The 21071-nt window shown below is 67.3% G+C and carries 16 protein-coding genes and 1 tRNA gene; 6 read left to right on the top strand and 11 right to left on the bottom strand.

Translation table 11 applies throughout. From position 1 onward, the window contains the following. Positions 1-29: 29 nt before the first annotated feature. Both NTY77_03490 and NTY77_03485 read left to right on the top strand, forming a co-directional pair. Positions 30-3281, top strand: coding sequence for an AsmA family protein (locus tag NTY77_03490; protein MCX5794542.1), 3252 nt, complete (start codon positions 30-32; stop codon positions 3279-3281). A gap of 71 nt (positions 3282-3352) precedes the next feature. Continuing rightward, a complete protein-coding gene (locus tag NTY77_03485) occupies positions 3353-4252 on the top strand; it encodes an endonuclease (GenBank protein ID MCX5794541.1) in 900 nt (299 codons plus the stop codon). Between the two features lie 48 nt (positions 4253-4300). On the opposite strand, the gene NTY77_03480 is transcribed toward NTY77_03485, so the two are convergent. From NTY77_03480 to NTY77_03465, 4 genes are all read right to left on the bottom strand, one after another. After that, on the bottom strand, positions 4301-5335 hold the full coding sequence (locus NTY77_03480) for an LPP20 family lipoprotein (protein MCX5794540.1): 1035 nt from the start codon (positions 5333-5335) through the stop codon (positions 4301-4303). Beyond that, positions 5332-6756: a hypothetical protein gene (locus NTY77_03475; protein MCX5794539.1), complete on the bottom strand. Its 1425-nt coding sequence runs from the start codon at positions 6754-6756 to the stop codon at positions 5332-5334. Before NTY77_03475 ends, NTY77_03480 begins: the two co-directional genes overlap by 4 nt. 36 nt (positions 6757-6792) lie before the next feature. Further along, positions 6793-7398 carry a penicillin-binding protein activator LpoB gene (locus NTY77_03470; protein ID MCX5794538.1) on the bottom strand — a complete coding sequence of 202 codons (606 nt, stop codon included), beginning with the start codon at positions 7396-7398 and terminating at the stop codon, positions 6793-6795. A gap of 87 nt (positions 7399-7485) precedes the next feature. Beyond that, on the bottom strand, positions 7486-8061 hold the full coding sequence (locus NTY77_03465; protein MCX5794537.1) for a hypothetical protein: 576 nt from the start codon (positions 8059-8061) through the stop codon (positions 7486-7488). A 181-nt stretch (positions 8062-8242) separates the two neighbouring features. On the opposite strand from NTY77_03465, the gene orn reads away from it, so the two are divergent. Next, entirely contained in the window at positions 8243-8782 is a 540-nt protein-coding gene (gene orn, locus NTY77_03460) for an oligoribonuclease (protein MCX5794536.1), read from the top strand. 72 nt (positions 8783-8854) lie between these two features. On the opposite strand, the gene NTY77_03455 is transcribed toward orn, so the two are convergent. The 7 genes from NTY77_03455 to shc all read right to left on the bottom strand — a co-directional run bounded on the left by NTY77_03455 (position 8855) and on the right by shc (position 16716). Then, positions 8855-9175: a hypothetical protein gene (locus tag NTY77_03455; GenBank protein ID MCX5794535.1), complete on the bottom strand. Its 321-nt coding sequence runs from the start codon at positions 9173-9175 to the stop codon at positions 8855-8857. 111 nt (positions 9176-9286) lie between these two features. Then, the gene (dxs, locus tag NTY77_03450; GenBank protein MCX5794534.1) at positions 9287-11083 is read right to left on the bottom strand and encodes a 1-deoxy-D-xylulose-5-phosphate synthase; all 1797 of its coding nucleotides are present in this window, start codon (positions 11081-11083) and stop codon (positions 9287-9289) included. Further along, the gene (locus tag NTY77_03445) at positions 11080-11991 is read right to left on the bottom strand and encodes a polyprenyl synthetase family protein (protein MCX5794533.1); all 912 of its coding nucleotides are present in this window, start codon (positions 11989-11991) and stop codon (positions 11080-11082) included. Before NTY77_03445 ends, dxs begins: the two co-directional genes overlap by 4 nt. Beyond that, entirely contained in the window at positions 11988-12590 is a 603-nt protein-coding gene (locus NTY77_03440; GenBank protein ID MCX5794532.1) for a hypothetical protein, read from the bottom strand. Before NTY77_03440 ends, NTY77_03445 begins: the two co-directional genes overlap by 4 nt. After that, positions 12587-13588, bottom strand: a complete 1002-nt coding sequence (locus NTY77_03435; protein MCX5794531.1) for an NAD-dependent epimerase/dehydratase family protein — start codon at positions 13586-13588, stop codon at positions 12587-12589. Before NTY77_03435 ends, NTY77_03440 begins: the two co-directional genes overlap by 4 nt. Continuing rightward, entirely contained in the window at positions 13588-14640 is a 1053-nt protein-coding gene (gene hpnH / locus NTY77_03430; protein MCX5794530.1) for an adenosyl-hopene transferase HpnH, read from the bottom strand. The genes NTY77_03435 and hpnH overlap by 1 nt, the downstream gene beginning before the upstream one ends. Positions 14641-14646: 6 nt before the next feature. Continuing rightward, positions 14647-16716 carry a squalene--hopene cyclase gene (gene shc / locus NTY77_03425; protein ID MCX5794529.1) on the bottom strand — a complete coding sequence of 690 codons (2070 nt, stop codon included), beginning with the start codon at positions 16714-16716 and terminating at the stop codon, positions 14647-14649. A gap of 74 nt (positions 16717-16790) precedes the next feature. Here shc and NTY77_03420 point away from each other — a divergent pair. The 3 genes from NTY77_03420 to NTY77_03410 form a co-directional block, all read left to right on the top strand. Next, positions 16791-16862 (top strand) — tRNA-Thr (locus NTY77_03420). Positions 16863-16880: 18 nt separating this feature from the next. Beyond that, complete coding sequence (locus NTY77_03415) at positions 16881-19454, top strand: O-antigen ligase family protein (protein MCX5794528.1); 2574 nt, start codon at positions 16881-16883, stop codon at positions 19452-19454. A 162-nt stretch (positions 19455-19616) separates the two neighbouring features. Then, on the top strand, positions 19617-21071 hold a 1455-nt coding region (locus tag NTY77_03410), incomplete at its 3' end, for a hypothetical protein (GenBank protein MCX5794527.1).

Genomic DNA, 21071 nt, shown 5'->3' with positions numbered 1-21071 from the left:
ATCACTCGCGTCGCACGCCAAATATGACCATGAAAAAATCACTTTTGCAGACGATCCTTAAGATCGGGGCCGCCCTCGCGGTCCTCGGCCTCATCGGCCTGGGCATCGGGACCTGGGCGCTGCAGCGCTATCTGACCCCCCAGCGCGTCCGCGACCTGATCGTCAGCCAGGCGCGCAAGTCCCTCCAGCGCGAGGTGAGCCTGGGGAGCATCTCCGTAGGGCTCGTGCAGGGACTGGTGGTGGAGAAGCTCGCCGTGTCGGAGCGGCCGGACTTCAAGGCCGGCCGATTCGCCGAGGCCGACGCTTTCTCCGTGAGCCTGGCCTTCTTCCCCCTGCTGCACGGACAGCTCGCCGTGGACAAGGTGACGGCCGATGGCCTCAAGGTCTCGGTCGTGCGCCGCTCCGACGGCGTCTTCAACTTCTCGGATATCGGGGGCTCAACGGCCCCGGCCGCGGGCGCGGTCCCGGGGGGCATGGCCTTGTCCTTGCTCGTCAAGAAGGCGGTCCTCCGCAACGCCGGCATTTCCTATAAGGACGCGGCCGCGGGCCAGGACGTGAAGCTGACCGTGGCCAGCGCCAAGGTCTCGGACTTCCACCTGGACGGGCCTTTCAACGTGGACCTGGACCTGCGCGCGGACGGCAAGGTCGCGGGCAAGCCCTTGGCCGCGTCGCTGGCCTTCTCGGGCAAGGTGAACCTGGGCGACGGCAAGCCGGAACGCATGTCCGCGGTGATCAAGTCCCTGCGTCTGGAGGACTCCGGCCGGGAGCTGCGCCTCTCCGGCAAGGTCGCCAACCTCGCCGCGCCCAAGCTCGACTTGGCGGCCAAATTGAGCCTCGCCGGCGCGGAGCTGGCCTCGGTGGAGGCCAAGGGCGTGATCACCAGCACCGGTCCCAAGCCGGCCGGGGACCTGACGCTCAAGGTCCATACGCCCGGCTTCGACCCGCGGGCGCCGGCCCTGCAGGCCTTGGTGAGCCTGCCCTTGCCCAAGGGCCTGCTGGTGCCTGAGGCCGACTTGGCGGGGCGCTTCAAGCTGGCCGGCGACGAGCTCGCCTTCGACGGGCTCAAGGTCAGGACCAAGCTGGGCACCGTTGAATCCACAGGCCGGCTGGCGAAGGTCTACTCGGCAAAGCCCGAGCCTGACCTCAAGGCGCAGGTGCACCTGGAAGTCCCTGAGACCAAGGCTATCCCCGGCGTGAAGCTGCCGCCCGGACTGGTCATCCCGCGGGCGACCGTGGACGCGAGCCTGAAGCTCACGGCCTGGCAAGCCTCCTTCGATTCCCTGCGCGTGAAGACCGCGGGGGCGCAGGTCGAGGCTTCGGGCACGGTGGCGGACCTGCTGGCGTCCTTGCCCCGGCCTCAGGGATTCAAGGTCAAGGTGAGCCTGGACATCCCTAAGACCAAGGCCTCGACGGTCCCCTATCTGAAGATGCCCCCCGAACTGGTCATACCCGCGGCCAAGGTGGACGCGGAGCTGGCTCTGCAAGGATGGGACGCTTCGATCAGCTCTCTGCGCGTGAAGGCGGAGGGCACGACCATCGACGCTTCAGGCTCGGTCAAGGACCTGATGGGCAAGCCGACTCCGGGCGAGCTCAAGGCGAAGGCTCATGTGGAGCTTCCCAAGACCAAGGGCTCGGCCGTCCCGTTCGTCAAGCTGCCGGCGGACCTGGTCATACCGGCCGCGACCGTGGATGCGGACTTGGCCCTGCGGGGCTGGGACGCGAGCATCACGAGCCTGAAGGTGAAGGCGGCGGGCGCGGACCTGGAGGCCTCGGGCGAGGTCTCGGACCTGATGGGCAAGCCGAAGGGGCGCGATTTTAAGGCCAGATTGCGGCTGGACTTCCCGGCGACCAAGGCGGAGGATGTTGCGCTGGTGAAGCTGCCGGCGGGACTGGTCGTTCCGGCGGCCAAGGTGGACGCGGTCTTGCGCTCCGACGGGGAAGATGTGACCGTGGACTCGATCAAGATCAAGACTTCCGCGGGCGAAGCGGAGATCAAGGGCCTCGTGCGCAAGCCGTTCTCAGGCAGCCCGGAGCCGGAGCTTTCCGTGACCGCGAATCTGGCCCTGCCGGCCTTCAAGTCCGCGGATATCCCGTTCCCGCAGGTTCCGCCGGACCTGCAAGTGCCGGCTTCCAAGGTAGAGCTCTCCGCATCGGGCGGGATGGACAATGTGGAGTTCAGCCGGCTGCGCTTGGTGGTGGGCAAGAACGACCTGGAGGTGTCGGGCAAGGTGAAGTCGGTGCGCTCCAAGGATCCGGTCTTGGACCTCCTTCTCAAGTGCCGCTCGTTCGTGCTCGACGAACTGACGCAGGTGACCCCGGAGACGCGGGAGCAGAAACTGAGCGGCAAGGGCTTCTTCGCCTTGAGCCTTTCTGGGCCGGCCTCGAAGTTCCTGGTGGGCGGGAAGATGAAGTTCGATGGGATCGGCGCGACGGTGGCGGGCCTGGCGCTGTCGGAGTTCACGGGCACGGCGTCCTTCGACGAGCGGCGCATAGACATCCCGAACCTGACGGGCAAGGTGGCCGACGGCAAGCTGGCGATGGACCTGACGGTGAAAAACTACCGGGCCGAGCCGTTCATCGACCTGGTGGCCGACCTCGACCGCTTCGATTTGGGCAGATATCTGACGGCTAAGGCGGCTCTGGCGGCCCAGCAGAAGGAGAAAGAAGCCAAGAAAGAGGCGAAGACGGGGGAGAAGCCCAAGCCGACGCCTCCCCTCTCCATGCGGGGTCGCTTCACCGTCGGGGAGCTGCGCCATCCGAACGTGACGGCCAAGGGGGTCAAGGCCTTCTGGGAGCTTTCGGACATGACGCCGGACATGAAGTCCTTGGACGGGACCGCGACCTTACAGGTGGCGGGGGGGAATTTCAACAACATCGGCAAGCTGGCGACGCAGTCGCCAATCGTGAAGGTCCTGATCTTCCCTCTGCTCATCATCCAGAAGATCGGGGGCATCGGGGGCATCCGGATCTTTCCGGATTTCAACAACATCACGTTCACGGAGATCGCGGGGGACTACAAGTTCGATAAGGGCGTGATGACGGTGCGGGACACGCACCTTTACAGCGACGCGGCGCAGGTGGAGTCGCAGGGGACGATCAATCTTCCCACGGAGAAGCTCGACCTCACCGTGACGGCCCAGGTGGGGCGGGTGGCGCCCATGGAGATCAAGGTGACGGGCAGTTTCGACAAGCCCGTGACCAAGACGCAGGTGGGCAAGTTCATCAAGCAGTTCTTCCAGAGGGCGCCCCAGGAAGAGGCGGCGCCGACGGGCGGGCAGTAGGTCTTTAGGCCCAGGAGGCTCTGGGCCCGCAGCCCCTGGCGCTTCTGGGTCTTGCGACCTATACTGGGCCTATGCCCCAACTCAGGCGCCTGGCCCTGGCCCTGGTCCTGCCTTTCTCCGCCGCGCTCTGCGGCGCCCAGCAGGACGACGCCGCGCTCGACTCCCTGCGCCGTCTCTCGGGCGGCGCGCCTGCCGTCGAGGTCCCCGCGGTCCGGGCCGCGGTCGCCGCTCCCGCCGCGGCGGCCGGATCCGGAGCCCAACTCCTCGCCTCGCTGCACGAGAGCTCCGGCCGCGGCTACCGCCAGCACGAATATCAAGAGGCCTCCCACTACATGTTCTCCACCGCGGACAACGTCGAGCGCGGGGGCCGGCGCGGCGTGATCGACGCCTATTCGGGCGTCTTCGTGGCCGGGACCAGCGCGGAAGGCTCCGACTACCGGGAGAGCGGCGACCAGAACGGCGACGCCTTCGTGGACAGCCAGGGCATGAACGTGGAGCACACCTGGCCGCAGTCCTTCTTCTCCAAGCGCCTGCCCATGAAGTCCGACCTGCACCATCTGCTGGCCACCTTCATCCATCCCAACGGGATGCGGGGCAGCATGCCCTTCGGCGTGGTCCAGGGGCAGGGCGAGTACCACAACGACGGCGGCGCCAAGTCCGGGCAGGGCGTCTTCGAACCGCCGGACGCGGCCAAGGGCCGGGTCGCCCGGGCCCTGCTCTACTTCTACACCCGGTACTGCGACCAGAACATCTCCAACGGTGGGTTCAACCCCGCCTTCTGGAACCAGAAGCTGGAGCTGCTCCTGTCCTGGAACCGGAGCTTCCCGCCCGGCCCGGACGAGATGCGGCGCAACGATCTCATCGAGCGATTCCAGGGCAACCGCAACCCCTTCACAGACGACCCATCCCTGGCCGACCGCGTCGGCGTCGACGCCTTCCAGCGTGCCTCCCGCTGGGATGGCTCCCGATAAAACAAGAAGCCCCGCTCCATGCGGCGAGCGGGGCTTCTTTGTCGGAGCTTACTGGTTCTCGAAATACTCGGTGATGCCGTCGTTGATAGCCGACGCCACCTTCTTGGAGAGGTTGGCGAGGCTCCTGCGCGCCGCGGTGTTGTAGTCGCCTGAGGAGCCCTTCTCGGCCACGTCGAACTGCAGGAAGACCTTGTTGGTGCGGCCGTCCTTGAGGCTCACGGTCACGTAGGAGCGCGCGAACTTCCAGCGCACGTCCGTGCCCTCCACCGGGTTGGTCTCAGCCTCGCCCGTGACCAGAATGTCCACCGCGCCCTGCGGGGCGCCGGCCGTGGCCTGCAGGCCGAAGCCGTTCAAGGCCTTGACCACGCCCGTCTCCACCTCGCGGGACTTGGTGCCCGAGACGTCGATGGCCACGTCCAGCTCGGAGAGGGTCTTGGCGGCCGCGGCGCGCACCGCCGCCTCGTCCACCGGATTGGGCATGCCCTTGCCGTCGAGGATGCGCAGGTCGCTCTCCAGGCCCTTGCGGGCCTTGAACAGGGCCAGGAGCTTCATCCCGGCCTTGACCTTGAGCAGCTTGTCCGTGGCTTGGACCATCTGCGCGTACCACTGCTTGACCTGGGCGTCGAAGTCCGCGATCTTGTCCGTGATGGCGGATACGGACTTGGACTTATCCAGCACCGCCAGGGCGTAATAGACCCGCGAAGCGTCGTCCTGCCAGGTCTCCGGGATCTCCACGCCCTCCAAGACCTTCTTGGACACGTTCTCCACGCTGTTGGAGACCGATTGCGAGAAGGAGTTCTGGTCCTTCTTGCCCGTGACCTGCACGGTGGATTCGGCCGCCAGCGAGGCCGTGTTGACCGTGATCTGCGAGGAGAAGATCTTGGATATCTCCCCGCGGGCGCGCTCCTGCGCCGTGGCCCGGTCGTCGGCGCTGCCGACTCCGGTCAGGTACTTGTCCCGGGAGTACTCCATGCTGGAGCCGTCCACCCACTCCGGCTTCGGATTCCGGGGATTGGCCTTGGCCGGAGTCGGGCTCGCGCAGGCGCAGGCCAGCGACATGAGGATTAGCAGTGTCTTCTTCATCTTTTGACCCCCGATTTCGCCGCCTGAGACCCGGCGGCCGGCTGCCCCGGCTCCACCGCGTCAGCGGTGCGATAACTCAGATAAGTCCGCTTTCCTTTGGCGATGTCCACATCATTGAAGACATGCGTGCCGACGACGTTGCCGGCGGCGTCCTTGAAGTTGACCGAGACCGTGTGCTTGCCCACGGGCAGCTTCAGGCGCGCCATGCGGATCTCGGCGGGCAAGGTGCCCCAGCAGCGGGTGTCCGCGACCTCGCTGGCCGCGGCGATGCCGTGGGCCGCGCCGCGGGCCAAGGCCTTGCAGGCGATGGCGCCGAACCCGCCGATCTGGTCGCAGCCCTTGGCCGCGGCCCGGGACGCCACCTCGGCCAGGACGTATTTCACCGTGGCCCGCGCGATGGCCCGGGTCCGGATGATGGCCATGCGGTCCTGCAGGGTCTTGGTGGCGATGGCCTGGATGTCCTCCATCAGCGTGGCCGGGAGGGCCTCGCCGCCGTCGACCGAGACCTCGGAGCCCTTGGTACGGAACGGCTGGGCCACATACTCGGGATAGGACACCGTGATGGAGTTGCCCGTGATGCCCGCGCGCAGGCCGTTGGAGAACTGCGCGCCCTGGGCTTCGGTGTCGTTCTCCTTGGCGATGGCGACGGCGTTGCCCCAGGCGACCTGGAAGGTCTTGGACACCTTGATCGGCGCCGCGCCGTTGAAGTGCACGAAGACCAGCTCGCCGCGCTGGGCTTTCTTGTCCTCCTTGGGGAATTCGAAGTGCGGCTTGGCCGAGCCGTAGGAGGACTGGTACCAGCCGTAGGCGTCCATGGCCCTATCCATGGAGATGCGGGCGTCGTCCATCTTGCCCGCGTCGGCGTAGAGCAGGGCCGCGAGGTACTGGGCGAAGGCGTCGTCCTTGTACTTGGCCTTGCCCTCCAACGTGCGGTTGAGCTCGTCGAGGAAGATGCCCGCCTTGCGCGCCTCGACCAGGGCCTCGTCGAGCTTGCCCTGGAAGAGCCAGTTGAAGGCCCGGTACACGTTGGTCATCGCGCGCTCGAAGGGCTCGCCCGCGTAGTCCGCGGTGCCGTCGTTGAGGACCAGCATGCCCGCGGCCTTGGTGATGCTCTTGGTGTAGAGCTCCACCATGCGCTGCTCGGCCTGGTCGAAGGCGCTGTCGCTTTCCGCGTACTTGCCTGCGTGGTGCAGGACCGTGCCCTTGTCGAGGTAGAACAGCACCATGTTCTTCTTGCCGTATTCGCCCTCTTTGGCTTTTTCGACGTCCATCTCGGCCTGGGCGTAGTTCTGCGCCGCCAAGTCGGTGTTGATCTTCTTCTTGTACGAGCCGGACGGCCCGGACTGGCAGCCGACCACGGCGCACAGCAACACGGCGGCCGCCGCCGTCCGGATGGGGATGTATGAGGGAATCCTTAGCATGTTCTCTCCGGACGGCGGCAGCTGACGGTCACCGGCTTACCAAGAGGCCTTGGCGCGCTTGACGTACTTCTTGATTTTCTTCTGGCCGTTCCAGGCGATCTGGTTGCTCTTCATATTGAGCAGCTTGAGGTTGGTCTGGTAGAGCACCACCGACTGGCCGCCTTCCTGGTCCGTGATGGTGCTGATGATGCCGCTGAGCATGAAGTCGGCGCCGAGCTCCTGGCCGTGCTCCTTGCGGGTCTCCTCGGATGAGTTGGTGTCCTGGTCGAGGCGCTCGTCGCGGACGTCGCCGCGCTCACCCTTGCTCGCCACGAACTCGACCTTGCCCGAGTTGATGAGCTCGCGTTGCAGGTCCTCTGTGAACGTGTCGGTGGCGATATGCTCGCTGCTCTGGTTGCGCACGGTGCCCACGATGACGGTGGGGTTCTTGCCCTTGAACGAGGTGGCGGTGGCCAGCCAGGGGCGGGAGAGGCAGTCCTTGATCATCTCTTCGGCGACCAGGCGGGAGTCGGTGTCGTTCCAGCGGCCGCTGAGGTCCTTGACCTCGGCCACGTCCATGCGCTTGACCTCGGTCGCGGCGCAGCCGGCCAGGACCGGGAACAACAGGACGGCGATACAGACGGGTAGCAGGGATTTGAACATGGTCTCTCCTTCAGGTGTCGGATAGCTCCCAGCGGCAGGCGGCGATGCGCCTGCCGCTGGGGACCGGTCCTCTAACGCCGGGCCGGCTTAGTGCTTGGCTTCCTCAGCCGCGAGCTCGTCGAAAGCCTTCTCCGCGTTGGCCTTGACGTAGTCACGCATCTTGGAATCCAGCTCCTTGGACTCATCGAGGCTCTTCTTGACCGCGCCCATGTCGAGCTTGATGAGGGCGAAGAGCGTGCCGTCCGTCGGGTCCTTCCAGTGGTCCACCGGCATGGCGCCGTGCAGGGTGAACTTGGCGAAGTTCTTCATGGTCGAACTGACCATCTGCTCTTCGCTGGACTTGCTCATGTCGCCGGCCGTGACGGAGGCCATGTAGTCCTTGGTCAGGACCACGACGTAGCTGTTCATGATCTTGGCGATCTCGGCGCGGCCGCGGTCATCGGCGGCCGTCACCTGCAGGGCGCGGTTGCGGATGCCCTGGGCGATGCCCACGCCGTAGAACACGGCGGCGCCCTGCGCGTCCTTGAAGGCTCCGGAGCCCTTATTGACCCATTCCGGCGCGTTGCTGGCGATAGGGCTGGCTTTCTGCGGGGCGGAGCAGCCGACCACCACGCTCACGGCTGCGGCGGCGACGAGAACACTCAACTTTGCGAGTCGTTGCATTTCCTGAGTCCTCCTCATTGGTTTGCCGTAAACGGGTCGGCGTACCTGCGTAGCTAGTCTAACAGAAGCCCAAAACCGGTGTCAAGGTGATTTAAGTCACATGACAGCCAACGCGATCCCTGAGGGCGGCCGCGCTCACGCACAGATTTGCTATCATGCCTCGGCCGTTATCCTCGACAATATGGTCAGCGAAAAGAACCTGGTCTGGCTCGATCTGGAAATGACGGGCCTGTATCCCGAAAAGGACACCATCCTCGAGATCGCCACCATCGTCACGGACAGCGATCTGCGCGAGCTGGCCGAGGGCCCCTGCCTGGCCATCCACCAACCGGACGAGGTCCTGGCCGGCATGGACCCCTGGTGCGTGGAGCACCACGGCCAGTCCGGCCTGACCGAGCGCGTGCGCCGGTCCACAGTCACCGTGGCCGACGCGCAGGCGCGGACCCTGGAGTTCTTGGTCCGGTGGTGCCGGCCCGGCAAGTCCCTGCTGTGCGGCAACACCATCGGCCAGGACCGCCGCTTCCTGGTGCGCTACATGCCGCTGCTGCATGACTTCTTCCACTACCGCTCCATCGACGTCAGCACGGTCAAGGAGCTGGCGCAGCGGTGGTATCTGGGCAAGTCCTGCGCGTACGACAAGGCCAAGCAGCACGAGGCCCTGGCCGACGTGCGCGAGTCCATCGCGGAGTTGGCGCACTACCGCAAGATGGTCTTTAAATAGAACTGCCGGCGCTTCGCGCCGGCAGTCGCGCCCGCGCTATTCCTCTTTGCGGGCGCCCCTCACAAAGGCCTTTCAGTTCCCGTCGGACTTGCGCTGGTGGTCCTTGATGCCCTCGCAGTGGCACCAGTCCGGGTGGGGCATGCCTTCCCTCCAGCCGGTCTTCTCGAGCTCGGTCTTGACCCAGCAAGGGTAGCACAGCATCAGGCGGTTGAGGGGCCGGTCCTGGCCGCAGCGCTTGCACGGCCCTTCCTTGGGCGGCTTGCGCGCGATCTTCTTCAGCTTCTCGGGGTCGGTCTCCTCCGCGGGAGGCGCGACCGGGGCCTCGGCCTGCTGGTCCTCGGTCAGCACCGCGAACTCTTCTTCGGTCAAAGTCTTGGTCTCGTCAGTGATCATAGGCGGATACCTCTCAGGCATTTCTTGCGCCGGCCGGCTCTCCGGCCGGGCGGGGCTTGTGCCCCAGCCACTCGGCGACGCGCTGCGCGATTTTCTTGGATGAGATCCCCGTCAGGTCGTAGAGCTTGTCCAGGGAGCCGTGTTCCACCCAGTGGTCCGGGATCCCCAGGCGCAGGACCTGCGCCGGCGAGGACTCCAGGGGCCGAAGCCGCCCGGCAGGGCGTTGTCCTCCACCGTGACCAGACGCGGCGTGGCGGCCGCGGCCTGGCGCACGAGCTCCGCGTCGAGGGGCTTGACGAAGCGCATGTTGATGACGCCCGTGGAGAGTCCCTGGTCGTCGAGCAGATGCGCGGCCGCCAGAGCGGGGTGCACGCGGTCGCCGATGGCCAGGATGGTCACGGCCGAGCCGTCCTTGAGACGCACGCCCTTGCCCACGGGCAGGGGCTGGGGCTCCGGGTCCATGGCCACTCCCTCCCCCAGGCCTCGGGGGTAGCGCAGCGCGGCCGGCGTGCCCAAGGACAGCGCGGTGCGCAGCATGTGCTGCAGCTCGTTCTCGTCCGCCGGCGCCATCACCGTGATGTTGGGCAGCAGGCGCAGGAAGCCCAGGTCGAAGACCCCGTGATGCGTGGGGCCGTCCTCGCCCACCAGGCCGCCGCGGTCGATGGCGAAGGTCACCGGCAGGTTCTGCAGGCAGACGTCGTGCGCCACCTGGTCGAAACCGCGCTGAAGGAAGCTGGAGTAGAGGGCGACCACCGGCCGGTAGCCTTCGGCCGCCAGGCCCGCCGCGAAGGTGACCGCGTGCGCCTCGGCGATGCCCACGTCGTAGAAGCGGCGTGGGAACTCCTCGCGGAATTCGTCGAGGCCCGTGCCCTCGGGCATGGCCGCGGTGATCGCCGTCACGCGCGGGTCGCGCCGGGCCTCCTCCACGACCGCCTTGCCGAAGACCGCGGTGTAGCTGGGCGGGGGTGCCTTGGGCGTGGGGTTCTTGAGGAAGTGCCCCGTGCTCACGTCGAAGCGGCTGGGACCGTGGAAGGCGGTGGCGTCGTTCTCCGCGTACGGGTAGCCCTTGCCCTTCTTCGTGACGCAGTGCAGCAGCACCGGCCCGCGCAGGGTCCTGACGTGGCGCAGGACCTCGACGAGCTGGACCACGTCGTGGCCGTCGACCGGGCCGAAGTAGGCGAAGCCCATCTCCTCGAAGAGCATGCCCGGGAAGAGCAGGACCCGCGCGCGCTTGGCCACGCGCAGGATGCTGGAGCCCCAGAACTGGAAGCGCGCCAGGAACTTCTTGACCGAGTCCTCGGCGCCGCGCACCGCGCCCAGCGTCAGGAGCTTGGTCAGGAAGGTGCCCCAGGCCCCCACGCGCTTAGAGATGAACATCTGGTTGTCGTTGAGGATGACGAGCAGGTCCGACTGCAGCATGCCGGCGTTCTGCAGGCCTTCGTAGGCCTCGCCTCCGGTCATGCAGCCGTCGGCGACCAAGGCCACCACCTTGAAGTCCTCGCCCTTGAGGTCGCGCGCGGACGCCACGCCCAGGGCCGCGGAGATGGCGGTGGAGGCGTGTCCCGTGCCGAAGACGTCGTACTCGGATTCGGAGCGCTTGGGGAACCCCGAGATGCCGCCGAACTGCCGGATGCCGGCGAACTTCTCCCGGCGGCCGGTCAGGAGCTTGTGGCTGTAGCTCTGGTGGCCGGTGTCGAAGATGACCTTGTCGCGCGGGGTCTGGAAGACGTAGTGCAGGGCCGTGATGATCTCCGTGGCCCCCAGGCTAGAGCCCAGGTGACCGCCGCTCTTGGAGATGGTGTCGATGATGGTCTCGCGCAGCTCGTCGCAGACCTGGGGCAGCTGTTCCGGCTTGAGCTTGCGCAGGTCCGCGGGGTCCTGGATGCGGGGCAGCAGTTCCATGGTCATCTATCCCTCGTGACGATATAGTCGGCCAGCTCGTGCAGGACCCGGGCGCGCCGGCCGAACGGGCGCAGGGCGGCGTGGGCGCGGCGGGTCCATTTGGCGGCTTCGGCCCGGGCGCGCTCCAGCCCGTGGAGCGAGACGTAGGTGAGCTTCTGGTTCGCCGCGTCCGAGCCCTTTTTCCCCAATTTCTTCTTGTCCCCGACCACGTCGAGGATATCGTCGGCGACCTGGAAGGAGAGCCCGATGGCCCGGCCGTAGGCGCGCAGGGCGCGGCGCTGGGCTGCGGAAGCCCTGGCCAGGATGGCCCCGGCCTCCAGGCTGGCCGTGATGAGGGCGCCGGTCTTGTGCAGGTGGATGTACTCGAGCAGGCGCGCGGCGCGCGGGCGCGAGAGGCGGCCGCGCCACTTCTCGGCGCCCAGGTCCGCGACCTGGCCGCCCACCATGCCCGAGGTGCCCGCGCCCGCGGCGATGACCCGGATCAGCTCGGCGGTCGCGGGACCGGACAGGCGGCACTCGCGCGCGTTGGCGGCCGCGGTCTCGAAGGCCAAAGTCAGAAGCCCGTCGCCGGCGAGGATGGCCAGGGCTTCCCCGAAGACCTTGTGGCTGGTGGGCTTGCCGCGGCGCAGGTCGTCGTCGTCCATGGCCGGGAGGTCGTCGTGGATGAGGGCATAGGTGTGGATCATCTCCAGGGCGGCTCCCGGCTTGAGGACCCGGACGGCTCGGCCGCCGCAGCACTCGGCGCCGGCCGCCACCAGGCCCGGCCGCAGACGCTTGCCGCCCGCGAAGAGCGAGTAGCGCATGGCCTTGCGGATGGACTCGGGCTCTTCGGACTTAGCCTTGAGCAGGCGGTCGAGGACCGCTTCGACGCGCTTCGAGGTGGATTCCAGATACCGGTTGAGCAGGCTGTTCACAGCGCCTCCAGGAAGGATCTCATGACGGAAGCCAGGACCGCGGCCGCGCGCCGCTGAACGGGCCAGAACGCGGCCAGCCGGGGCCAGAAGAACGGGTTGAGCATGGCCCAGCCCGCGGCGGGCAGAGGCCGGTCCAACTCGTCGAAGACCACGCGCACGGCCAAAGCCGGCAGGCCGCGTTTTTGGGCCCACTCCGCGATAGCCGAGGACTCCATGTCCACGGCCAGGGCGCCGGTGCGCTCGCCAGCCTCCCGCTTCTGCTCGGGCGTGGTCAGCACGAAATCCGAGTGCAGGATGCGGCCGAAGCGCGGGACCATTCCCAGGGCCACGGCGGAGGTCTCCAGGGCCTGGGCAGCCAGCGGGCAGGGTGTGAGCTGGCAAGCCACCAGGTCCCCGCAGCGCAGGTCCGCCTGCAGGGCGCCGGCGAAGCCCGCGCTGACCACGAGAGCGGGCTCGGTCTCCAGGCGCGAGAGGGCCGCTGTCGCGGCTTTCGGACCCATGCCTGTGCGCAGAACGAGCGCCGGGCGGGAGCCCCGCAGGGCCTTGCGGATGGGCTCCGACTCCCAGCGCGTGGCCGCGGCCACGAGGATTCCGCTCACGACGCGGCCCTCACGTAGCCGTTGGCCTTGAACCAAGCCACCGCGTCGGCCAGGGCCTGGCGCGCCGGGACCGGGGCGTAGCCCAGCTCGCGGACCGCTTTGCCCGAGTCGTACCACATGTAGTGCTTCGCCATGCGCACCGCGTCGAGCGGGGCGCGGGGCTCGGAGCCGGTCAGGCGCGAGAAGGCCGTGTCCACCGCCGCGAAGCCGTAGGCCACGGCGTAAGGGGTCCTGAAGCGCGGCGCGCGCCGGCCGGAGACCTCGGAGAGGATGTCCAGAATCCCCTTGAAGGTGAGGTTCTCGCCGCCCAGGATGTAGCGCTCGCCCACCCGGCCCTTGCGGGCCGCGAGCAGGTGCCCCAGCGCCACGTCGCGCACGTGCACCACGTTGAGGCCCGTGTCGATGTAGGAAGGCATGCGGCCGTTGAGAAAATCGACCAGGATCTTCCCGGTGGGCGTAGGCTTGCGGTCCCAGGGACCGATGGGCGCGGCCGGGTTGACCGCCACCACGGGCGCGCCCTTGGCGGCCAGCTCCAGCACGGCCAGTTCCGCGAGATATTTGGACTTCTTGTAGTCGCCGGGCACCGCGTCCACCCCGGGATAGCGGGATCTCTCGTCGACCGCGGTCCGGCCGTCGGGCGGCATGATCGCGGCCACGCTGGAGCAGTAGACGATGCGCTCGGCGCCCGCCTCGGCCGCGGCCCGGACCACGTTGACGCTGCCGTCCACGTTGACCCGCCGCATCTCGGCCGGGTCCGGCACCCAGATGCGGTAGTCGGCGGCCACGTGGAAGACGTAGCGCGCCCCGGCGCAGCCCGCGGCCAGGGCGTCCTTGTCCAGCAGCCCGCCGCTGACGAACTCAACGGGCAGCCCGTCGAGGTTCCGGCGGTCCGAGCCCTGCCGGGCCAGGACCTTCACCGCGAAGCCCTGCTCGAGCAGGAGGCGCGCCAGGTTGGCGCCCACGAAGCCGGTGCCGCCTGTAAGGAAGGCTTTGTCCATCACCGCGGGTAGGCGGCCTGCGCCTTGCGCGGCCCGCGGATGGTGGCGAAGTCCCAGATGAGCTCCAGGAACCTCTTGGGCGAGGAGAAGGCGTCGACCACGGAGGAGGGCTCGAAGCCCACGTGCGACATGCAGTGGGCGCAGGCCGGATGGCCCGAGGCCCGGCCGTACTTGTCCCAGGGCGTGGTCTCGAGCAGCTCCTTGTAGGTCTTGGCGTAGCCGCCCTCCTCGAAGAGGTAGCAGGGCCTCTGCCAGCCCAACACGTTGCGCAGGGGCAGGCCCCAGGGCGTGCAGTCGTACTCGCGCTTGCCCTCGAGGAAGTCCAGGTAGAAGGGGCTGTGGTTGAAGTCCCAGCCCATCTTGCGCCAGTCCTTCAGGGCCTCGCGGAACCAGGTCCGGGTCTGCTCCTTCTTGAGGAACATCTCCTGGCCCTTGGCCTTGGAGTAGGCGAAGCCGGGCGCGATCATGATGCCGTCCGTGCCCAGGCCCGCGAGCTCCTCGCAGAAGAGCCGGAACTCGGCCGGGTCCTGGCCCTGGAAGATGGTGGAGTTGGTCATCACCCGGAAGCCCGCGGCCTTGGCCGCCTTGATGGCCGAGACCGCGGTCTTGTGCACGCCCTCGCGGCACACGATGCGGTCGTGCACCGGCTCGCGGCCGTCGAGGTGCACGGAGAGGATGAGGTGGGCGGAGGGCTTGAAGCGGTGCAGATTCTTTTCCAGCAGCAAGGCGTTGGTGCACAGGAACACGTACTTGCCGCGCTCCACGAGACCCCTCACGATCTCGTCGATCTGCGGGTGTATGAGGGGCTCGCCGCCCGCCACGGAGATCACGGGCGCGCCGCACTCCCCGGCCGCTTCCCAGCACTCCTCCGGGGTCAGGCGCTTCTTGAGGACCTCCGCGGGGAACTGGACCTTGCCGCAGCCCGCGCACTCAAGGTTGCAGGCGAAAAGCGGCTCGAGCATGAGCACCAGGGGGAAGCGCTTATCGCCCTTGAGCTTTCGGCCCAGGATGTAGCGGAACACCGCCAACTGCAGCGCCAAAGGGGAGGGCATCGCCGGCTAGCGGACCTCGGCTCCGGCCGGAGCCGTCTCGTCGTCCTCGCAGAGCGCCTCTCCCAGGGCCGATTGGTAGACTCCGAGGGCGTGGATGGGGAAATAATTGCGGTACATCGTGTATTCCAAATAGAAGACCTTGGGGAAGCCCGTCCCCGTGTACTCGGTCTCGTCCCAGGTCCCATCCGTCCTCTGCGTGCGCACCAGGTACTCGACGCCCCGGCTCACGGAGTCGTCATAGATCCCGGCGGCCATAAGACCCATGATGGCCCAGGCGGTCTGGGAGGGCGTGGCTGGGCCTTTGCCCTTCAGGGAGGGATCCTCGTAGGTGGCGCAGGTCTCGCCCCAGCCGCCGTCCGGCAGCTGCACGGAGCGGAGCCAGTCCACGGCCCGGCGCACGTAGGGCAGGCTCATGTCCTCGTCGATGGCCGCCAGGCCCCGCAGGACCTGCCAGGTCCCGTAGATGTAGTTGACCCCCCAGCGGCCGAACCAGGAGCCGTCCTCTTCCTGCTCCTCGCGCAGGAAGCGCACGGCCCGGGCCACGGCCGGGTAGCTCTGGTCGTAACCGATGTAGCCCAGGAACTCGAGCACCCGGCCGGTGATGTCGGCCCAGGGCGGGTCGATCATGGCGTTGTGGTCGGAGAACGGGATCTTGGTCAGGATGACCTTGTTGTTGTCCTTGTCGAAGGCGGCCCAGCCGCCGTCCTTGGACTGCATGGAGAGCAGCCAGTTGAGCCCGCGCAGGCAGGACTTCTCCCGCCGATGGGCCGTGTGCTCGTCGAGATGGACGTGGCGCAGGGCCAGCATGACCATGGCGGAGTCGTCGATGTCGGGATAGAACGCGTTGTTGAACTCGAAGGCCCAGCCGCCGACCGGGCCGGCCGGGTTGGTCACCTTCCAGTCGCCGGCGGTCTTGATCTCCTTGCTCATGAGCCAGTCGGCGGCGCGCACCAGAGCCGGGTGGCCGCGCTCCATGCCGGACTCGGCCAGGGCGATGACGGAGATGGCCGTGTCCCAGACCGGTGAGCGGCAGGGCTGCCACTCGGTCGACTCGCCGCCCTCTTGAGGCAGCTCCAGGCGGTCGAGCTCCTCGAGCTGCTCGACCAGGCGCGGGTCGGTGTCCGGATAGCCCAGGCACTTCATGGCCATGATGGTGTTGACGATGCCGGGGTATATGGCGCCCAGGCCGTCGGAGTCCTGCAGCCGCTCCAGCATCCAATCCTCGGCCAGGCGCAGTGCCCAGATCCGGATCCAGTGCCCGCCCCGTCCCTCCATGGCCTTCAACCCCTGGTCCCAGAGGAGGAAGAAGGTGGTCCAGGAGAGGAAGCTGTGCGCCCCCACCGCGTCCTTGAGGGGGATGTGGCGCCGGGAATCAGGGAACAGCTCGCCCAGCGCCGCGTGGGGCGGGCAAGGGATGGCGGGCTGGTAGGACCAGACGATGGACAGGGGGACCACGATGGCCCGGGTCCAGGAGGACATCTCGTAGATGTTGAAATAGAACCATTTCGGGAACAGCATCAGCTCCGGCGGGATGGTGGGCACGCCGCGCCAGTCGTACTGCCCGAAGATGGCCATGTAGAACTTGGTGTAGGTGTTGACCTTGTGGATGCCGCCGAGCTCCCGGATGCGGCGTCGGGCCTTGGCGAGGCGCTCGTCCGTGGCGGAGAAACCCGCGAACTTGAGGGCCCAGTAGGCCTTCACAGTGGCCGAGATGTCGGCCGGGCCGTTGCGATAGATAGGCCAGCCTCCACAGGGGAGCTGCTCTTTGAGGATGTGGGCGGCGAGCTTGCGGATCTTGACCGAGGTCCCGCGGCCCAGGAAGTTGTACAGCATGATGGTGTCGGAATCGATGGTGGTGTCGGCCTTGAGATCCGCGCACCAATAGCCCTCTTCCTTGTCCTGGAGACGCAAGACCGCTTCTTGGGCTTTCCGGATGGCCTGGCGCAGGTCGTGGGGGATCTCAGGATGCGCGGGGGCGGCCGCGGGGTCCGGCTTGAGATTGTCCGCCCAGTCCTTGGGTTTGCGGAACGTCCCGCCCCGAGGGACCATCCACTCGGGAATCATCTTTCTAATCATGTTTTAAGATTATACTTTAAAAGGGGTCGGCAGTTTCCACTTTGAACGCGATAATGTGGTAGAATCCCTGTCGCGCCGGGGTAGCTCAACGGTAGAGCAATCGCTTCGTAAGCGATAGGTTGTGGGTTCGAGCCCCATCCCCGGCTAGATTTCTTCATGTTTACATGACCGTTTCTTTCATCCTCTGCCTCGTCGTCGCTCACTTCGTCTCGCCGCTGCTGTTCTTCACCAACCTGACCCGCAATCCGTACATCACCCAGATCTGCCTGCTCAATGCCGCTCTGGCCGCGGCGGGAGGCGCCTATCTCGTGCGCGGGGCCTGGGCGCCCGGAGGCATCCGCGTCCCCCGCTCTCCTCTAGACGGGCCCTGGCTGGCGACCTTGGCCGCCTGCGCCGCGAGCTGGGCCGTCGCTTATGTCGGGCACGCCGCCTTCTTCCGCCCCGCCATGGTCAGCGAAGGTTCACGCAGCGCGCTCTTCCTGGTCTGCAACGCGATGCTCCCCTACTACCTGTCCGCCGCGCTGCCTTGGGACGACGGCGGGCGGCCGGACCGCAAGGGCGTGGCTTTGGGCTGGTGGTCCGCCTTCGTCGTCCTGTGGGGTTTCCTGTGGGTGGGGTTCCCGCAGATGCGCGGGCCCAGCAGCCCGTCCGCCGATCCGTGGCTCCATGTGTGGGATCCCTACGGGGCTCTGGTCTGGGCCTCCGGCCTGGCCGCGGCTTTCTGGCTTTGCCGACGGGGACGGGTCCTAGACTTCCTGCATCTGGCCTTGGCCGCGGGGGCCTTGGCCTCGCTCTACGGGATCAGCCAATACTTCAATTTCGAGTTCATCTGGCCCAACGTGCTCAACCCTTACGGCGGCCGCTCGGTCTCCACGTTCGGCAATCCCAATTTCCTCTCCTCGTACAACGTGCTGCTGCTGCCGGTCGCGGTGGCCTGCTTCATCGAGGCACGCTCGTCGCTCGGCCGCCTCGTGTATGGGGCCGTGGCGCTGGCGCTGCAGGCGGCCCTGTTCTGCACGATGACCCGCTCTTCCTGGGCCGGCGCCCTGGCCGCGGTGCTTCTGCTCCTGGCCCTGTCCACCGACCTGCGCCGGACGGCCGCGCTGGCGCCCCGGCCTTGCGGGCTGCTCGCCGCCACGGCGCTGGCCGTTGTCTTGTTCTGGCCGGCGAGCTCCATCGCCACGGGGTACACGCCGAGCGTCATCAGCCGCCTCACCGAGATGAGCCAAGCCGCCAAGTCTTCGGTCCCCTATAGTCCTCTCTACCAGCGCGTGCTCATCTGGGGCGGCGCCTGGCTCATGGGAGCCGAGAATCCTCTCACGGGGAAGGGGTGGGGCCTCTTCGAGCTGTTCTACCCCTTCTACCAAGGGCATCTGCTCAACACGTTCGACGTCCTCGCGGGTATGCGCACTCATGCCAACAACGCCCACAACGAGATCCTCGAGGTCTGGTCCCAGACCGGCCTGTTCGGGCTGGGCGCCTGGGCCTGGCTGTGGACGACCTTTTTCGCGGTGGCGCGCCGCTGGTCAAGGCAGGGCCGCCGCCCCGGCGTCTGGACGGCCGCGGTCGCCGGCGTCGCCGGCATGCTGGTGGACAACATGCTCAACGTATCCCTCCACTTCGCGGTGCCGGGTTTCCTGTGCTGGTGGATGGCCGGGCTGGCCATGGGCGCCGCGGGCGCCGAGCCGGAGGGGGGGCGCTGGCGGACCATCCCCCGGCCGGCCGTCGCCAAAGCCCTTGCCGCGGCAGCCGTGGCCGCGGCCCTGGCGGCCTCCTGGTACTGGGTCAGGGTCTGGGAGCGGGAGGTGCACTACTTCGCCGGGTTCAAGCTCATCCGGCAGGGCACCATGCCCATGGCGATCCGGGAACTGGAGACCTCGCGCTCCTGGGGCCCCCGCGAGGTCAACGCCATCTACGAGTTGGGCAACGCCTACGCGCGCTCCGACAGGTTCTCGGACGCGGACTCGGTCTATGCCGAGGCGCTGCGGGCCAACGCGGGCTACGACGAGATCTATTTCAACATCGCCACGATCAAGATTTCCCGCCTCAAGCAGACCGAACGCGCCCTGGACTACTACCGCATGGCCTGGAGCATCAACCCACTCTCCGCGGATGTCTACAACGGCTTCAGCGCCGCGCTCCTGCAGGACCTCCCCCGCCATCGCGCCGAGGCGCTGCAGCTCCTGCAACGGGCCACCCATTTCTTCCCGGCGAACCCCCAGCACTGGCACAACTTGGGCTACCTCTTCGCTCTGGAGAAGCGCTGGCCCGAGGCCATGGACGCCTACTCCCGGGCCTTGGCCTTGACTCCGGATATGAAGTCCTCGGAGCAGGCCCTGCTGGCCGCGGCGGCGCGCGCGGGGCGTCCACCTCCGGAGATCGTCGAAGGGATAGCTCGTATGCGCGAGCTTGATGCGCGCCTGAGCCGGGGGGACTACTCCCAGGCCAGTCTAGACGAAGCCCTGCGCTTGGCCGCCCGCTTCCCGGAGATGAGCAAGGCGCGCTTCCTGGCCGGGAGTCTCTTACTATATCACCAAAAGGCCGAGCAGGCTCGTCCTCACTTGGAATGGGTTGTCTCCCATGACCCCAAGAACGTCGCGGCGCTCGCCAATCTGGGGCAGGCCGACCTGGCCGCGGGCCGGATCGGCGAAGCGGCGGCGAGATTCCGGCAGGCTCTATCCCTTGACCCCGCCAACGCGGGGGCGCTGGCCGGTCTAAGGTCCCTGGGTCTGAAATAAATCAGTAATGGCTTTTAACTAAGATTTATCCGAGAAGCGGCTTGCGTCGCTATTTCCATGAGAATTCGGCTAGTCTGGATCTTCGCCGCAGCGGCGGCGCTCGCTGTCGCGGCGCCTGCTCAGGAGGATGAAGAGAATCCGGGGTCGAGCCAGAGCCGCGCGATGAAGACAGCCATCATGTTCTACGAGCGGGGAGACGACATGCAGGCCATGGACAGGTTCATGGACCTCCTGGTCAAGGGAGACCCGTCGGAGCGGGCCATGGCCAACGAGTATCTCAACCTGATCACGCATCGCATGAACATCGGCACCAAGGATTTCAAACGCACCCCCCCGCCGGCCGCCACCCAGGTGGAGACGGTGGTGGCCATCGAGCCGGCCCGCAAGGCCGCACCCCAGGTGGAGACGGTGGCCAGTGAGCCGGCCCGCAAGGCCGCATCAGCCGCACCCCGCATCGCCGAGCCCGACTCCCCCGGCATCGAGCTCGCCGCGGCGACTCCCGCCCGCCCAGTCGCTCCGGCGCCTGCGGTGCGCCCGGCGGTGCGCAGCGACGCGGCCCTGCCGCCCGCCAACCGGGACCTCATGAAGAAAGAGATCCGTGCCAGGCTGCGCTACCTGCTCGAGACCAGCCTCAAGGAGCTCAAGGCCTACGACGGCCTCCGGGTGCTGATGCTCGAGAACGGGGACCCGCAGGCCTTGGGGATCCCGTCGGCCCTGCTCTTCTCTTCCGGGATCACTTTCAATAAGGATGCCGCGCGCCTGCTTGATTCCATGGCGCGTCTGGTCTTCAGCCTGGGCAGCACGCAGGTGGTCATCCTTCCCGAGGACGCCGCCACGGGCGACGCCAAGGTGCAGGACATGCGCCGAAGCATGGGCATCAGCGCCTACCTCTTCAGCACCGGGGTCGCGACCCCGCGGGTCAGGGTGAACCTGCTCAACAGCCAGGTCGAGATCCCCAAGCCGTTGCAGGATTTCAAGGGAGTCGTCATCGTCTTCGTCTATAACCGGCCGCTGGAACTGGTCGTGGAGAGTTCCCTGGGGGAGGAGGCCGGCCCGCCCATCAGCCTCGGGGTCTATCCTCAGGCCCTCCGGCCGGAGGACAACGAAGGCGCGGTCATCGAGTTCTCCGTCTCCGACCCTCCCGCGGGGCTGGTGTCCTGGAAATTCCAGCTCCTGCAGCCGGCCTCGGGCGGCGCTGAGCTGGCCCCGCTCCAAGAAGTCGCGGGGGGCGGCCCGGTGTTCCACCAAATATATTGGAACGGGCGCCAGAACTACTTCGGGAGCAGCTTGCCCGGGGGGCGCTATGAGTGCGTGCTGTCGGCCACGGACGCCAAGAGCCGCACCCGCACTCTCCACCGTTGGATCCAGCTCGTCGCTGCGGGCGCGCCGGCGGCTGCGCCTGCCGCGCCGGCGTCGGCCGTAAAGGCGGCTCCCAAGAAGGCGGAGACGGTGGAGAAGCCCGCTCCGGCGGCTGCCGCGGTCAAGAAACCGGCAGCCGCCGCGCAGGCGGCCCCGGAACAAGCCTCGGGACAGACCGAGAGACTTCTCAAGGAGGACCGGGCCCCAGTGCCCTCCGTTCAGATCAAGGGAAAGCCCCAGACCGTCAAAAGCCGCAGG

It is taken from the genome of Elusimicrobiota bacterium (assembly GCA_026388095.1).
Taxonomy (GTDB): domain Bacteria; phylum Elusimicrobiota; class Elusimicrobia; order UBA1565; family UBA9628; genus UBA9628.
This window is presented reverse-complemented; position numbering and strand designations above follow the sequence as displayed.

Coding starts and splice junctions, on each gene's coding strand:
- NTY77_03470 (MCX5794538.1), bottom strand. CDS start 7,398: ATGTTCAAATCCCTGCTACCCGTCTGTATCGCCGTCCTGTTGTTCCCG.
- NTY77_03490 (MCX5794542.1), top strand. CDS start 30: ATGAAAAAATCACTTTTGCAGACGATCCTTAAGATCGGGGCCGCCCTC.
- dxs (MCX5794534.1), bottom strand. CDS start 11,083: ATGACCATGGAACTGCTGCCCCGCATCCAGGACCCCGCGGACCTGCGC.
- NTY77_03480 (MCX5794540.1), bottom strand. CDS start 5,335: ATGAAGAAGACACTGCTAATCCTCATGTCGCTGGCCTGCGCCTGCGCG.
- shc (MCX5794529.1), bottom strand. CDS start 16,716: ATGATTAGAAAGATGATTCCCGAGTGGATGGTCCCTCGGGGCGGGACG.
- orn (MCX5794536.1), top strand. CDS start 8,243: ATGGTCAGCGAAAAGAACCTGGTCTGGCTCGATCTGGAAATGACGGGC.
- NTY77_03415 (MCX5794528.1), top strand. CDS start 16,881: ATGACCGTTTCTTTCATCCTCTGCCTCGTCGTCGCTCACTTCGTCTCG.
- hpnH (MCX5794530.1), bottom strand. CDS start 14,640: ATGCCCTCCCCTTTGGCGCTGCAGTTGGCGGTGTTCCGCTACATCCTG.
- NTY77_03435 (MCX5794531.1), bottom strand. CDS start 13,588: ATGGACAAAGCCTTCCTTACAGGCGGCACCGGCTTCGTGGGCGCCAAC.
- NTY77_03455 (MCX5794535.1), bottom strand. CDS start 9,175: ATGATCACTGACGAGACCAAGACTTTGACCGAAGAAGAGTTCGCGGTG.
- NTY77_03485 (MCX5794541.1), top strand. CDS start 3,353: ATGCCCCAACTCAGGCGCCTGGCCCTGGCCCTGGTCCTGCCTTTCTCC.
- NTY77_03465 (MCX5794537.1), bottom strand. CDS start 8,061: ATGCAACGACTCGCAAAGTTGAGTGTTCTCGTCGCCGCCGCAGCCGTG.
- NTY77_03475 (MCX5794539.1), bottom strand. CDS start 6,756: ATGCTAAGGATTCCCTCATACATCCCCATCCGGACGGCGGCGGCCGCC.